17 protein-coding genes and 2 tRNA genes are annotated in these 14920 nt (G+C 33.7%); 10 read left to right on the top strand and 9 right to left on the bottom strand.

Going from position 1 to position 14920, the window contains the following annotated elements:
- Window positions 1–4: 4 nt before the first annotated feature.
- Genes SUSAZ_04105 through SUSAZ_04090 form a run of 4 tightly spaced genes read right to left on the bottom strand, consistent with a single transcriptional unit; the run spans window position 5 to window position 1609 of the window.
- Window positions 5–226 (bottom strand): hypothetical protein, encoded by a 222-nt coding sequence (locus SUSAZ_04105; GenBank protein ID AHC51240.1) that lies wholly within the window; start codon window positions 224–226, stop codon window positions 5–7.
- Between the two features lie 5 nt (window positions 227–231).
- On the bottom strand, window positions 232–585 hold the full coding sequence (locus SUSAZ_04100; protein ID AHC51239.1) for a hypothetical protein: 354 nt from the start codon (window positions 583–585) through the stop codon (window positions 232–234).
- A gap of 8 nt (window positions 586–593) precedes the next feature.
- The gene (locus SUSAZ_04095) at window positions 594–1091 is read right to left on the bottom strand and encodes a hypothetical protein (protein AHC51238.1); all 498 of its coding nucleotides are present in this window, start codon (window positions 1089–1091) and stop codon (window positions 594–596) included.
- A complete protein-coding gene (locus tag SUSAZ_04090) occupies window positions 1082–1609 on the bottom strand; it encodes an ATPase AAA (GenBank protein ID AHC51237.1) in 528 nt (175 codons plus the stop codon). The genes SUSAZ_04095 and SUSAZ_04090 overlap by 10 nt, the downstream gene beginning before the upstream one ends.
- Window positions 1610–1640: 31 nt before the next feature.
- On the opposite strand from SUSAZ_04090, the gene SUSAZ_04085 reads away from it, so the two are divergent.
- From SUSAZ_04085 to SUSAZ_04075, 3 genes are read left to right on the top strand one after another with little or no spacing between them, the layout of a single operon-like run.
- Window positions 1641–2177 carry a hypothetical protein gene (locus SUSAZ_04085; protein AHC51236.1) on the top strand — a complete coding sequence of 179 codons (537 nt, stop codon included), beginning with the start codon at window positions 1641–1643 and terminating at the stop codon, window positions 2175–2177.
- Window positions 2174–3265, top strand: a complete 1092-nt coding sequence (locus SUSAZ_04080; protein ID AHC51235.1) for a GTPase — start codon at window positions 2174–2176, stop codon at window positions 3263–3265. Before SUSAZ_04085 ends, SUSAZ_04080 begins: the two co-directional genes overlap by 4 nt.
- Complete coding sequence (locus SUSAZ_04075) at window positions 3256–3840, top strand: thymidylate kinase (protein ID AHC51234.1); 585 nt, start codon at window positions 3256–3258, stop codon at window positions 3838–3840. The genes SUSAZ_04080 and SUSAZ_04075 overlap by 10 nt, the downstream gene beginning before the upstream one ends.
- Here the strand turns inward: SUSAZ_04075 and SUSAZ_04070 are convergent.
- Window positions 3809–4168 carry a hypothetical protein gene (locus SUSAZ_04070; protein AHC51233.1) on the bottom strand — a complete coding sequence of 120 codons (360 nt, stop codon included), beginning with the start codon at window positions 4166–4168 and terminating at the stop codon, window positions 3809–3811. The genes SUSAZ_04075 and SUSAZ_04070 overlap by 32 nt on opposite strands.
- 57 nt (window positions 4169–4225) lie before the next feature.
- Between SUSAZ_04070 and SUSAZ_04065 the strand changes: the two genes are divergently transcribed.
- The 3 genes from SUSAZ_04065 (at window position 4226) to SUSAZ_04055 (ending at window position 4845) form a co-directional block, all read left to right on the top strand.
- The gene (locus SUSAZ_04065; GenBank protein AHC51232.1) at window positions 4226–4495 is read left to right on the top strand and encodes a hypothetical protein; all 270 of its coding nucleotides are present in this window, start codon (window positions 4226–4228) and stop codon (window positions 4493–4495) included.
- Between the two features lie 32 nt (window positions 4496–4527).
- Window positions 4528–4630: transfer RNA gene (locus SUSAZ_04060), tRNA-Leu, on the top strand.
- A gap of 123 nt (window positions 4631–4753) precedes the next feature.
- Window positions 4754–4845, top strand: a tRNA-Tyr gene (locus SUSAZ_04055).
- Window positions 4846–5079: 234 nt separating this feature from the next.
- On the opposite strand, the gene SUSAZ_04050 is transcribed toward SUSAZ_04055, so the two are convergent.
- Window positions 5080–6303: an N-ethylammeline chlorohydrolase gene (locus SUSAZ_04050; protein AHC51231.1), complete on the bottom strand. Its 1224-nt coding sequence runs from the start codon at window positions 6301–6303 to the stop codon at window positions 5080–5082.
- A gap of 314 nt (window positions 6304–6617) precedes the next feature.
- Between SUSAZ_04050 and SUSAZ_04045 the strand changes: the two genes are divergently transcribed.
- Window positions 6618–7004, top strand: coding sequence for a universal stress protein A (locus SUSAZ_04045; protein ID AHC51230.1), 387 nt, complete (start codon window positions 6618–6620; stop codon window positions 7002–7004).
- 100 nt (window positions 7005–7104) lie between these two features.
- The gene (locus SUSAZ_04040; protein ID AHC51229.1) at window positions 7105–8595 is read left to right on the top strand and encodes an MFS transporter; all 1491 of its coding nucleotides are present in this window, start codon (window positions 7105–7107) and stop codon (window positions 8593–8595) included.
- Window positions 8596–8598: 3 nt separating this feature from the next.
- On the opposite strand, the gene SUSAZ_04035 is transcribed toward SUSAZ_04040, so the two are convergent.
- A complete protein-coding gene (locus SUSAZ_04035) occupies window positions 8599–9786 on the bottom strand; it encodes a mandelate racemase (protein AHC51228.1) in 1188 nt (395 codons plus the stop codon).
- Between the two features lie 86 nt (window positions 9787–9872).
- On the opposite strand from SUSAZ_04035, the gene SUSAZ_04030 reads away from it, so the two are divergent.
- A complete protein-coding gene (locus SUSAZ_04030) occupies window positions 9873–10754 on the top strand; it encodes a serine/threonine phosphatase (protein ID AHC51227.1) in 882 nt (293 codons plus the stop codon).
- Window positions 10755–10805: 51 nt separating this feature from the next.
- Here SUSAZ_04030 and SUSAZ_04025 read toward each other — a convergent pair whose 3' ends face one another.
- Window positions 10806–12287 carry an ammonium transporter gene (locus SUSAZ_04025; GenBank protein AHC51226.1) on the bottom strand — a complete coding sequence of 494 codons (1482 nt, stop codon included), beginning with the start codon at window positions 12285–12287 and terminating at the stop codon, window positions 10806–10808.
- Between the two features lie 278 nt (window positions 12288–12565).
- The gene (locus SUSAZ_04020; GenBank protein AHC51225.1) at window positions 12566–12871 is read right to left on the bottom strand and encodes a hypothetical protein; all 306 of its coding nucleotides are present in this window, start codon (window positions 12869–12871) and stop codon (window positions 12566–12568) included.
- A 643-nt stretch (window positions 12872–13514) separates the two neighbouring features.
- Here SUSAZ_04020 and SUSAZ_04015 point away from each other — a divergent pair.
- The gene (locus SUSAZ_04015) at window positions 13515–14774 is read left to right on the top strand and encodes a hypothetical protein (protein ID AHC51224.1); all 1260 of its coding nucleotides are present in this window, start codon (window positions 13515–13517) and stop codon (window positions 14772–14774) included.
- The last annotated feature ends 146 nt before the right edge of the window (window positions 14775–14920 follow it).

Genomic DNA, 14920 nt, shown 5'->3' with positions numbered 1-14920 from the left:
TTTCTCATTGTACCTGCTTACTATATATAGATACTGGAGTCCACATCACATATGAGGGAATTTGTTTTACTAGCTCATAAGCTTCTTCCCAGCTTGTTAAACCTAGTCTCCTTGCGAGTTGCTCCAATGTCATTTGAGTTCTCACGTACTCATTTAATACCCTTATTGCATTTTCATCAACAATTACTTCCCTACCTGTGGATAATTTTACCCTAATAGGTTCCATACTTATTACCCCGACATATTAAATATAAATTTAATCGCCTCTGAACCATAAGCTAACCAAACATAAATGACAATGATAACAAGCATTAGGATAAGAATTGGGGTTCCTATATCGTAATTTTTATTCTCGACAAAGTAAACCCCCAATATTAACCCTAATATTATGAGAGCTGCAAGGACAGCTACACCACCAGCTTGAGCTGTTCCCCCATTAGAATAGGTTATTGGTGATATATAATATGGAAATGCTATAGCGCCTAATATAGTTATACCCATTACCAAAACTAATATTATAATAACGTAAACATTATTGACGACGCTATAAGTTTTTCTTACTTCATCGCCTTTCCTTTTTGGCATATAATATATTACCATGGAACACTTTTTATTTTTAATCGATACGCCATATAGTTAGTAAACATATGAAGAGCTATAACTAATACACAAACAAATGCGACCTGATAAATATTCAGATTAACCTTGAAACTAATAAGAACTACAGTTGCACCTAAAATGAAGTCTAACTGATCTAATATAGGAGCTCTTGCACCTCTCTCTAATCCGATTCTTCTCTTTATAAAAGCACCTAACATATCCCCCAGCATGGCTCCTAAACTTTCTACAAAGCCAATAATTATCCATTCTATTCCCAAAAACCTTGAAATTATAGCTCCCACTGTGGTACCAAATGTTAAAGATAATAATAACCCCTCAAATGTTTTCCCATCTCCCAATACTCTCCTTCCATCGTTCAGCTTTCTCTTAAAGTCTATAGGTGTGCCACTCTTTATGAAAGGTGCACTTCCATTAGCCACCAACGCTGGAATGTAATATATCAATCCAAGTAATAGACCAATCATAAACATCCTATCACGCCATTATCATTTATCTTGAACTTGCAATATCTCGAGTACCCTATTATTATTCCTTTGCTTAATCTCATTATATCGTCCGAAAAATTTCTCATAAATTTTTCGCCACTAACTCTATTATTTCCTGACATTTGCCACAACATAACCACTTTTACTCCCGCATCTGCAATAGATTTTAGAAGGATTAAGGTGAGTTCAATATCTTTTTTATTTCTATATAATTTGTAGAATTTATTTACTGTATCTACAACTATCAGTTTTATATGTAAATCAGTTGTTTTTGATAATGCATATAACAATTCAAAAACATTGGAAGATTCTATGAAGAGTATATCTTTCTTCAACCTTAATTTCTCAACCCTACTGGAGTAGGATTTACCTTCAGTAGATATAAATAAACTGGGCTGTATCTCTTGACACAATTCCAACCCGATATTTGTTTTTCCGGTACCTGAAGCTCCATAAATTGAAATAATGTTCCCTTTCTCGAAAATAAACTCCATTAATCTCAATCTTTATATCCTCAAAAAGAAATTTGAATATGTGGTAAAAAAAGTAGCAATTGATGTCAACGATCTTAAATTGTACCACAAGCTAATTTTACGCCTTAGGCAAAGAAACATAAACTTAGAAGAAAATCCAAAGAATGCCGAAATTATTATAACAGAGGAGTTAGTTAGAAATTTAGGAATAGATAAAACTATAGGATATTTAGTCTGTAAACTTAGAGGCAAAGAATACTTTAATGAACTTCTGATTGGCATAGACGCAAATGTTCCAAATAAACTTTCAGTTGCTGTCCTCGGTGATGGCGAACTAGTAGAATCAAATACAATCGACTTAAAAAATATAAAAAATTATTTAAACGAAATAATCAGGATCTATCCTCATAAAACCTTCAAGATAGGAATAGGAAACGGGAATCTTGTAGGTAAAAAATTATATGAGTCTTTAAGGGGAGAGTATACTAATCTGAAATTAGTTGACGAGAACAGAAGTAGTCTAAAAAATCCTTTCATTATCGTGAAAGACAGAGATATACGAGCTGCATATATTATTGCACTTAGGGCAGCAATATGATTGAGTTAGACAGAGATACCGATCTTGTCATAAAAGGTCCGTGTGTAATTAGAATAAACAGCGGTAAGATATCTGTAAATGGAATAGTGCTGATGGAAGGACAGTTGGATATACATGAGAATGATACATTCACCCTTACTTCTATGGATGTAAGTTCTCTAGATAGTAATTGTGAAATATTATCAAAATATCCCACCTTAGGCTGGCATAAAATTATCAATGACTTGGAAGGAAGGATAATTATTTTGGGTAAGCAGAACTCAGGGAAGACCTATCTCTCTAACATGTTACTCAACATGCATGGAGGCAAAATAATAGATGCAGATGTAGGCCAATCTTCATTATTTTTGCCAACATTTGTGTCTATCTCGTCTAGACAAGTTGACAAAAAATTGAAACTATCGGAAAGAACGTATGAAAGTATAGAATTTTTTGGCGATATAACACCATCAATTAATCCTAGGCTCCACATATCACTGATAGATAAATTATATAATATGAATAAAGACGAAAAGAACCTGGTTGTTGATGCTGACGGATGGATAAACGGATTTTTAGCCCTTAAACATAAACTTGAACTGATCTACAGATTGGATCCTGATTACATTTTAGTATTCAATGAAAAGATACTAACCGATTTACCTATAGAAATAAGTAGAAAAGTAAAAATAATCAAACCATTTCCACTGGATGTAAACAGAAACATAAAAACACGGAAAATATATAGAAAAAATAAATATAGGAGTTATTTCTCGAAATCTCTCCTAGTAGATGTGGACATAAGAGAAATTTTAGGTTCACCATTATCCGAGAATTTATTGTTTGCTTGGGGAGAGGAAGTTCAATTAATAGATGAACAACCCTGCCAAGGTTACTACGTCGAGAGAGAGGAGATCACAGGATTAATTGTCGGTCTCTCACATAAGGGAAAAATTGCAGGTGCAGGCTTAATAAAACAGATTGATGAAGTTAATCAAAAAGTCACCATTCAATCGCCTATTACCGTATTTGATGGTGTAATTTTGGGAAGTATAGCATTAAATAATGACTATGATGAAAGAAGAGTGAAGATAAAGAGATGTTTATAATATCATTTGAAGGAATAGATGGATCAGGAAAGACAACTATATCTAAAATAATCTATGAAAAACTCTTAATAGAAATTGGAAGTAATAGAAAAATCATATTAACTTCAGAGCCTTTCAGTCGGGAAATTATTAAGTTGATTGAGGAAATAGGATGGAAAGATCCTATATCATTAACATTGTTGTTTACTGCAGACAGAGCATATCACCTAAATCTACTGTTTAAACAAAGTCCTGAAATTATTATCATGGATAGATATATTGATTCTACAATAGCATATCAGAGTTCTCTGGGAATCGATGAAAATTGGATAAGGAACCTAAACAAATATTTCCCAGAGCCTGACTTAACTATACTACTCGATCTAAAGCCTGAAACTGCTATTGCGAGAATAAAAAATAAGGTGGACAAATTCAATTTTGCTGAAAAAATTTCTACATTATCAAAGGTTAGAGAGAAATATCTGGAACTAGCTAAAAGAAATAATAAAATAAGAATAGTGAATGCTGAGAAATCCATTGACGAGATTGTAGAGGAAACGTGGTCTATTGTTTATTCTTTTCTAAACCATTTCTAATTCTCATGATTCTCTCTATAGCTTCGAGGTACCTAATTATTTGGGTTATTGACTCGGTATCCATAGGATCTTGTTTTATTTTCTCTGCGACTTTCTCTACATTATTAACAAGTATATTCTCCAAGCTATCCATAAGAAAGTTAGTCTGAATCCTTTTCTGCTCAGCCTCATCCTTAACTATATATACCTTACCATGAGTAGGACAAATAACTTCTCCGCTTTTTAGCCTAAACAATGGCATATTACAAACCGGGCAAGGTATATCTAACATTGTAGCACCTTGCCTAAGCAATTCCGCAGCTTTCTTTACTGAGTCTGTGGTACTCATGAAATCCCACAATAAACTAAAAAAGTGCTATAGTAAAATATCTTTGGGTGATTTACAATGTCTGCTCTTTATGACAATGAGGCAAAAATTAGACAGGCTGTGGGGATGCTACAAAAAATAGTGAATGATACTAGTGTTCCCAGAAACATTAGAAGAGCAGCGACAGACGCTATTAGAAATCTTCAGGATCAAACTTTGAGTCCAGCAGTAAGAGCAGCAAACGCAATTGGGATTTTAGAGGAAATAAGCCAAGACCCGAATATGCCCATGCATACCAGAATAGCCATATGGAATGTAGTGTCGATGCTAGAGACAGTTAAAGATTAAAGTTTTTTACCATAAAAATAGATTTGTGTCTTGCGGGGGTGCCCGAGCAAGGTCAAAGGGGTCGGGCTTAGGACCCCAAACGGGTAAGATCCCCGATGGTGTAGGCCTGCGTGGGTTCAAATCCCACCCCCCGCATTCTTGATCATAGTTTGCAGATTTTGATGTAATATAATTTGATAAATGATTGGCATAATTATGCTCAAGTTACCTAAGGAATAAACTTTATATTGCAACTACTTTACAGTATATAATGGAAGACCCGCCGTAGCTCAGCCCGGTTCTAGAGCGCCCGGCTGTAGGTTAGGAGGGCAGTTACCGGGTGGTCCGGGGTTCAAGTCCCCGCGGCGGGATTCCTATTGTATGTGTAAATACTTCTTTAAGATAACCCGCTTAAATATAATACTTTAGAAAGTCTCAAAAAAGACACTTGATTATTCAAAATAGTCTACTTTAAGACTTGAATTTAGCAATTATAAGACACATAAAACACATGAAAATTTGTACTTAGTAATGGATGCTCCAGGTCAATATAATGTAATAACAAAAGCTTATCACCAAACTCTCCTATGCTTTTAGTCTACTACTTACATTACGATATCGTCAATGAGCGATAGAAGTTCCTTCTTTCTCGTAGAAAATTTTCCCCTTTCATATACTACTTTACCATCAATTATTACCTTACTTACGTTTTCCCCCACTGCATTATAAACTATATTTGAGACTATACGGTCTTTCTTTAGGGGATATAATTCATCAGTATCAAGAAGAACCAGGTCTGCCACATATCCTTCTTTTATTTTTCCTCCCTTTATTCCCATCAATTTGTATCCTTCTTCTGTAGCAGATTTAAGAGCATGAAGTGCTTTCATTCTAGTGTCCCAATAGGAGTGTCTCTGCAATAATACCGCACTTTTCATTTCCCTAAACATATCCAGTGAATTATTTGTAGACGGTCCGTCAGTACCTATAGTAACGTTCTTACCCTTTTCGATCATATCTATAAATGGGAAAAAACCTGCAGTGGCTAATTTCATATTAGATGTAGGACAATGTGTAGCCATTTTTATATACTGCAATTCCCAATTTGCGACCCATCCTAAATGAACCAATTGAGAAATTTCAACTATATTTAATTCATGTAGAAACTCTACAGGAAATTTGCCGTATTTTTTCTTAGACTGAAAAATTTCATTCCTAGTTTCAGCCACATGAATATGAATACGTGTTTCCGTCTCTTCAGCCAGTTGTTTTGCTAATTTCAGAGTATTAATAGATGTGGAATATATACTATGAACGTTTACTATAGGTTTAAAGTAGTTACTTTTACTAAGCTTCCTTTGTCTAGAATCTACCTCATATGGATCCAACATTGAATCTAAAAAAGTATATCCAGCATCAATTCTAATACCGTACTTTTCAGCTAGTTCCTTAACACCTTCTGGATTAAAATACATATCAACAAACCCTGTGATACCTTTAGATAACATTTCAATGATGGATAGTTCTGACCCAATATTCATAACCTCCTGGGTCATTTTTCGTTCTTCGTCCCAAATTCTAGATAACCACTCAGTCAGTTCACTATCGTCATAATATCCTCTGAATATCATCATCCCAGAATGGGTATGAGCGTTAATCAAGCCCGGAATAACAACGTATTTTGAACAATCAATTTCATCACCTTCAATTTCATGACCAATAGACTTAATTGTATTTCCTTGTACAATTAGGTTCAAATTTTCAGTTATACTCTCTGAATCTATTATAAACCTGCATCTCACTAGTGTATATGTTTTATTACTTCTCATTAGGCACCTATAGAATATTTTGGTAAATTTTAATTATTATGCTTAATCCAGGTCAACTTATGCATAACAAAATGAAAGTTATCAGAATAAAACTTTAAAAATAAGAATTTTACGAGATTTTTGATCTTTGTATACATGTTTAATTTAAATTTTGTATCCTTAGTGATTCTAGTTTATCTATATAGTCTCTATATTTTCATGACTTTTATATAGCAAATAATAAACTTACTCTCATTCCTTAGCATAAAAAAGAGCATAATTTACTTCCGTCATTATAAAAATCTTAATTAGCGTTCACTTAAGTAAATATTAATATGAAGTTTTTAATAGCTTATGATGGGTCAGAACAGTCAAAAAAGGCTGTTAGATTTCTACTTCGCATACTAAAAAAAGAAGATGAAGTATATGTAATAACAGTTATAAAAGAGGCACCCAGGTCACCAGATCAAAAAATTATTGAAGATGAGAAAAAAGCCGAAAATCTTCATAAAGAAGTATTAGAGTTATTTCCATCAGCTAAATCAGCTATAATTGAAAGCGGGGATGTTGTAAGCACAATAATAGATTATTGTGAGAGAGTTAATTGTGATATGATAGTCACAGGTAGTAGAGGTCTAACAGGAATTAAAAAAGTAGTAATAGGCAGTGTTTCGTCAGCTTTGATAGAAAAGGCTAAGGTACCTATACTTGTCGTAAAGTAATTTAAAAATAAATGAACTATATAGTTATAAATAGTTTACATCCTAAACTATAGTCTAAATACGCTAAATATATTAGTAGACCCTCTAAATACAGCTTGATATGAGTAATAATCCTTTCAAGGGAATTGACAACACTAAACTGAATTGGAATCATATTAAAATATGGTACACTGCAGGTATGGGATTTTTCACTGACGCTTATGACTTATTAATAATCTCATATATTTTGGCTGTGATGATTGATGCTTACAAATATTTCGGTTTTAATATGGCAGGATTTACTGAATATTTGATAGGGAGTCAAGGTACTTTCTGGACTGGTCTATTAGCATCCTCTGCTATATGGACAGCAATAATTGGTCAATTAGTGTTTGGTTACATCGGTGACAGGTTAGGGAGGAAAAAGGTATATGGTGTTGAAGCTTCTTTACTTACAGCTGGAGCTCTATTAAGCGCTTTATCTCCAAATTTACCTTTACTAATTCTCTTCAGATCAATAATGGGTTTAGGTATAGGTGGAGATTATCCTATTTCAGCAACAATTATGAGTGAGTATTCGAATGTAAAAGATAGAGGAAAATTAGTTGCTTTAGTGTTCTCAAATCAAGCTCTAGGTTCAATTGCGGCTCTGATAGTTGGAGTTGTTGCAGCTTTAACATTACCTCCCGATATTGCATGGAGAGTTATGGCGGGATTTGGTGCAATACCTGCAGCCACGGTTATTTACCTAAGGAGAAAAGTACCAGAGACGCCTAGGTATTCATTAATAGCTAAAGGAGATGTGGAAGAAGCAAAAAAGGCTGCTCAATTTGTCGGAGCTAATCTACAGGTGAAAGATAATTTAAAGACACCTAATTCCTCAACTAAGCTGAACATAATGACTTCCCTAAGTAACTACTCTTTGTTACTAATTGGAACTGCTGGAACCTGGTTTATTCTTGACATAGCATTTTATGGAACAGGAGTGTATTCATCCTCTGTTATTACACCAATATTTGGGTCACCATTTAGTTCAACTATTACTTCTATTTCTGAATTTCAGAGCGAATTGGCAAAGCAGTTATTCATTGGAGGCATACCATATTTAGTCGGTTTCCCTGGATATTTCACAGCTGTAGCTTTAATCGATAAGTTAGGAAGAAAATTGATACAAGTACAAGGCTTTATAGTCATGGGAATATTATATGGTATAGTCTCATTAGTATTATTACAAACTGGTAAGAATATATCGTTTACAATACCTGCGACTGTAGCATTTATATTATATTCATTAACGTTCTTCTTCATAGACTTTGGTGCAAATACTACAACATTTGTAATACCATCTGAAGTGTATCCCACCAAGTTCAGAAGTACAGGTCATGGAATATCTGCAGCTAGTGGAAAATTGGGAGCTGCAATAACAACTTATCTGTTTCCTAGCTTAGTCGCCTCAATTGGATTTAGAAATATATTTCTATTACTAGCTGCTGTCAGTATAATTGGTGCTATCCTGACTATTGTATTAATACCTGAACCTAAGATGAAAAGCTTGGAAGACGTTGCAAAGGAGAAAATTGAAACAGTACAAGAAGAACAAGAAAATAATTAAAAATTAACTGTATCTTTTCCATGTTCCCTTTACAACCCAAACAGGTTCCTCTGAAACCTCTATTTCTTTTGGTTCTGCTTCCATATTCTCTATAGCTTTCTCATTTACACTAACTCCAATTCCAGGTTTATTAGGGACTTTTACGTATCCACCCTCAACTTTGGTTTCGTCATAAACTACATCTCTTTTCCACCTAGGGAACCAGTCATAGAAATTCTCTAGGAAATAAAGGTTCGGGGCAATAGCTGCTAATTGTAGTGAGTAAGCGTTCTGTACTGAACCGAACGCATTATGAAATGCTATGTCAACATCGAAAGCTTCTGATAAGTGTATGACTTTCCTGCCTACCGATATTCCACCTATGTTGCATACATCGGGCTGAATAATATCAACCAAACTATCTCCTATATAATTTGCAGCTTCCTTAACTCCAATTAACCTTTCGCCTAGAGCTACTTTTAACACCGTAGCCGATTTATATTTTCGTAAACCCTCTATATCTTCATGATGAACAGGCTCCTCCATAAAACCTGGATTATAATTCTCTAATCTCTTAGCTATTAATATAGCTGCATTTGCATTAAATCTACCATGATGCTCAATTAAAATATCCACATTCTCGCCTACTGCCTCTCTGACTGCTTTTACCCTTTCCTCAGCTTCTTGCAATCCTTTCTCGTCAATCGAATTAAAATATGGTCCAAAAGGATCAAATTTTAGAGCTTTATAACCCATTCGTACAACATTTTTAGCTTTTTCAGCAAAATCCTCTGGTGAAACTGCATCTTGATACCATCCATTTGCATAAACAGGAATCTTATCCCTTACCTCGCCTCCTAGTAATTTGTATATTGGTGCTCCTAACTCCTTGCCTAATATGTCCCATAATGCTTGATCTATTGCGCTAGTCGCTGTGGCAGATTCAAAGGATCTCGGTAAGTAGAAATCTTGTCTGTACCATTCATAGTAATTCTTTTCAGGTTCTTCCGCCTCTTTTCCTAAATAACCCTTAGATACCTGTTTGATCGTATTGTAGACGTTCATGACCCTAAGTGTGGGCACTGCTTCTCCGAATCCAACCATACCATTTGATGTCACTACCCTTACCAGTATCATAACTGATGCCCATGTTGCACTGCCTTTTTCAGTTTGTGCTAGGACTATAGGTTCTATCTGGGAGATTTTTGTCATACAGTATCTTTAACAAATAACCCTAAAATACCTTCATCAAATAGGGCTATATAATTTTTAAATAGAACACAATATACCACAATATTGTGAACATTGAAGAAACGTATGAGTTGTTAGAAAAATCAAAGGATATATTTAGACAGCAAGGACCATTTATTGGAGAATATAAAGAGGATAAGGTGGTTTTCGTTGGAGATACTCATGGTGCAATTAATGTGACCGAATATGTATTTAGAAAATTTTACGATAACGTTGATTTGATTGTGTTTCTAGGAGATTATGTTGATAGAGAACCACAGACAGGCGTAGAAAACCTAAGTTTAATATTAAAGAAATTAGTAGAAAGTGATGAAAATAAGGGCAAAACTAAAATAGTGGTACTTAGAGGGAATCATGAAAGTCCACTTACAAACTTTCATTATGGATTTTTTGAAGAACTAAAGATTAAAACTGAAGACGCAGAAAGTGCATATGAGAAATTCCGAGACCTGTTTTCATATATGCCTTACTCGGTACTAGTTAATGGATATCTTTGTATGCATGGAGGTTTACCTGCAACATTAGAGGGCGACAGGCTAGGAATCACGTCAGTTGAAGATATCGCAAGATTAAAATATCCAGATGTAAACCCAGATGATCCCATAGGTTTACAAATATTATGGAACGATCCAAGAGATGGACTACTAGACATAGATTTCCTACCAAGTATAAGAGGTGAAGGAATATACTATTTTGGGGAAAGAGTGACAAATGAATTCCTTTCCTATAACAATTTTAAAGGAATAATCAGAGGCCATGAGGCAGTAGACGGATTTAGAACTAACATAAACGGCAAAGTTATCACTGTATTTTCTAGCGTATATCATGGTCAAAGATCTGGTATTTTATATCATGATTATACTAATAACAAATTCATTCGTATATATATAAAAATGGTAAATGATAAATTAATAGAAGAGATACTGTAGTAGTTAAATAAAAAAACTTGAATACTTTTAGTGTAAAATAAAAATTTACTACTACTTGTTCTCCTTCTCGCTCTTTGGTTTCTGCTCAATTACCAATTCCTTTTTATCTTCTTTTGTTTGATTCGGTAAAAGGTCAGAATACGCAACTTCACCGTGCATTAAATAATCACCGACTTTTAACTCAGATTCGCTAGCCCTTAAAGGCACGAATAGACCTATCAATTTCAATAGACCATATGTTATAAAGAACGTATATATAGTGACTATTAACGCAGCAAAAGCCTGTATTCCAAGTTGATATAAGTTTCCATAGAGTGCTCCAGTTAGCCCGGGTAAGATATATTGGCTTACCGATGGGTCAGCGAAAACACCTGTTAACAGACCCCCAACTAATCCTGCTATTCCGTGAGACGAGAATACACCCAATGTGTCATCTACTCTTAATTTAGGTTCAAGTTTATACAAAGATAACCATGGCAGACTACCTGAAGCAATGCCTATTATTATAGATCCCCAAGCATCAACATAACCTGCAGCGGGAGTTATGGCAACTAAACCTGTAATTGCACCAGTTGCAGCTCCGACTAATGTTGGCTTTTTAAAGAATTTCATGTCCATTATTATCCATGTTATTGCACTTACAGCTGCAGCTAGATCCGTATTTAACACTGCAATTGCTGCGTCAATTGTAGCTCCTCCAGGATCGCCACCATTAAATCCGTTCCAACCTAACCATATTAATCCTGTTCCAATTAGTATTAAGGATAAGTTGTGTGGTTCTAATTTCCTTTCCTCTGCTAATCTAGGACCTACTGCTAACGCAGCAGCTAATGCTCCAATACCTGCATTAAGGTGTATTACATAACCTCCTGAAAAATCAACAGCGCCTAATTGATTTAACCAACCGCCTGCGAATAACCAATAAGCTAATGGACTGTAAACTAAAAGGGACCATATAGGAACAAATATCATCCATGCCTTGTAGTTGATTCTTTCTATAACGCTACCCACCAAAAGAATAGGAGTTATCGCCGCAAAAACAAATTGGAATATTATATAAGTCGACATAGGTATGTTTAGCGGTGTTCCAGAAGGACCATATACGGCTTGTTCAGCCATATATAAACCCTGCCAAGCTGGTACAGGATAACCTAGAATCCCTAAACCCTTAATACTCAGTAACGATGGATACCCGAATCCGAAATTGAAGCCTGCTATAATCCATACCAATAAAACCGCAGCAAAAGCATAGAATATTAAAAACATTGTATTTACAGTATATTTCTTTTTAGTCAATCCTGCATAAAATAAAGCTACACCTGGTATACTCTGAAGACCTACTAAGGTTGCAGCTACAAGCATCCATGCATTACTACCTGTATCTAGCCAAGACGGAACAGATGAAGAGGGATAGCTTTGTAGATTTGGGGGAATTGTGTTTGTTGTATCTGCAGATACGGATATAGAAAAAAGGATGAATAATAACATACTGAACAATAGTATTTTTTGTAAATATGATCCGCGTCTATTCATTTCTTATTAAGATGAAGTTTAAATTATATTTAAATATTTCCATAATCTGTATTAAAATCTTTTAACTATTCATAGACACGAAATAACATAGCAAGGTTTTAATAATTATAAATTTTAGCTTATTTTTAAACAGTTTTAAGTGGCTTCATTAAAAATATAAACCTTGAACGAGCTATTTTTTATCTAACTACAAAGATTTGTAGCATAACAAAAAGTTTTATATAAGGAGACAAAAAATAAAAAACTTTAACGTTTTATTTAAAAATTAGGTTTATAATTTAATCTTCGCCGTAGATATCTTTAATTTGTGATGTTACACGATCCAGAGCTGTTTTCTTATCCTTATATTCTTTTAACAATTCCAGTAATTTTTTACCCTTGTCTGTTAAGTAGTAAAGACCGTCTTTCTGAGATATCAATTGTTTCTCTACTAGTTTGTTAATGTAATTGTTTGTTAATTCGTAGCTTAAATTAGCTTTATACATTAGCCAAGTTTTCTTTGCACCATTTTCGCACTGTGCAAGAATATCGTGGATTATTTCATATCTAGTCCTCTTTTTTCTTCCAGTAGTAACTTCCGCCATCAATATCTAATAGTCAATAAGAAACTTAAAAATTTTACTTCTAATGTATATGTCCTTCAAATACAATAAGATTGATGTCATTTTCACTTTACGATTCATTATATACAAAATCGAACTGTGAAGTAATTAAAGCAGACATCTTTTGGACTTAATGCTAATTATATCCTCTTTGTAATATTTATTACTATATGTCACTCAATAGAGAAAGGACTAATATGATTTTAAAAAATTTTGATGAATAATGTTTATCTAATATATGAAAATATGTTGAAATCTTGAATTTAATTACTCCGAGCTTTTAAAAACTATCAAAATCTTCCTTCCTTAATAATCTAAAACTATATCTCCTATATTCATATAAACTATTTATGAAGTTTAGGAAAGCGTACAGATAAATGAATAAAACTAATTATTTACGTAATAGATAATCAATTAGTTCAAGGTAGTAAGAGTAGTGACTTTGTTATTATTTGAAACGAGAACCTACACATTTAGAATGAGTTACTTATAAACAAGAATTATTTACCTCTCAGCTTATGAAAAGACGCTCTGAGTTTGTTCTTGGGAAAATTGTGGAACAACTGTTTAAGCTAAGTGAACTCTATATTACACATATGTTCACTTATTTTAAGTCAAGAGTTACTTGCCAAATAGAGCAATAAATGTATTAAACCTAGTTCACTGGATTTTTGTAATAATGAAGGCATTTGATTTACTGATCTATCTATTCGAGCACATAAAACCAGGTTCACTAATAGCAGTTAAGACTAGGGATAATTTTACAATATTAATTAAGAAAGAGGACGATTACACAGTGATAGCATCTATATGCAAAGAGAACAATATGAGAAAATTTAAGGAGGTTTATAATAAAGCAACAGTACACAGAGCTGTCCTGGACCTTCTATCACAGATCTCAGATAATCTACAAATTAACATTGATGAATTAGAAATAAGTAATAATCTTGAATTACAGGAATGTCAGCCAAAGAAGGAGACACCAAAGAAGGTAGTCAAACACAAAGAGAGAGTGGAAGATCTAATTGTAAAAATGAAGGAATTACCACCTGAATATGATATAATTCCTCTCTTCACTAAGGAGGGTAAGTTAGTATCATTGGTACTTCAAAATTTATGCCTAATATACATTGATAAGATCGTAAAAGGAATTTCGCATATTAGAAACGATACAATAAGTAATCTATCGGCAGATGTAAAAGCCATTAATTACGTACTATCTACCATAAAATTCGATCTACAAAAAGGTAATCCTATTTCATCTGTCGATAATTTCACTTTCTTTACAGCAATGTTCATAGATATGGGAGAAATTGGTCATGACGTGTTTTTAGGAAGAAAAATGAGAAAAAGAATGGGAAAATTTTTCACAACCAATAATAAAGGTAACCTAAGACCAATTCAATTAGAATTCCTGGATTTAAGTGATAACAGTAAAAATGAACTATACATTGGCTATTTTCTTCATGACGGCGAGAAGTTCATCAGAATAGGTGGATATAATCTATTTGAATATCATGATAAAGGACTTTTTACCATAAATCAATACTTGCTTTCCTCATTCACTGTCACGCAGTATAATTTTAGTATTGACTATCAGAGCTTTGATAAATTACTTAGTAATTTCGTAAACACCGTTATTTCTAAAGGAATAGGGAGTAAGTATGTTAAAGACATATTTGAGTTGGAGAATCTTCTCTATGACGTAGAATGCGTTAGAAGTGTTACGAAAGAAAAGATAGAAATAATAGACCCTATATCTATGTGGTATTATAAGACCAGAGGAGAAGACGTAAAGCTTTGTAATGAATGTGAAGTAAGTGATAAGGTAAACCTTTGGAACAAGATCATTACAGTAAACTGGTTCAAAGAATTTCTAATCTGAACTTTATGAGATTGTGAGATTGTGGTATCTATACATATTTTTATACTCAAAAGTGCTCCCCTCTTAAAACTCTACTATTTTTAATGTATTTTTAATTCTTGTTTAATCATAAGTTGGGCAAGTCTACATAGGAATTCTAATAGGTA

Origin of the sequence: Sulfolobus acidocaldarius SUSAZ, assembly GCA_000508305.1 — an archaeon.
GTDB classification, from domain to species: Archaea; Thermoproteota; Thermoprotei_A; order Sulfolobales; family Sulfolobaceae; genus Sulfolobus; species Sulfolobus acidocaldarius_A.
This window is presented reverse-complemented; position numbering and strand designations above follow the sequence as displayed.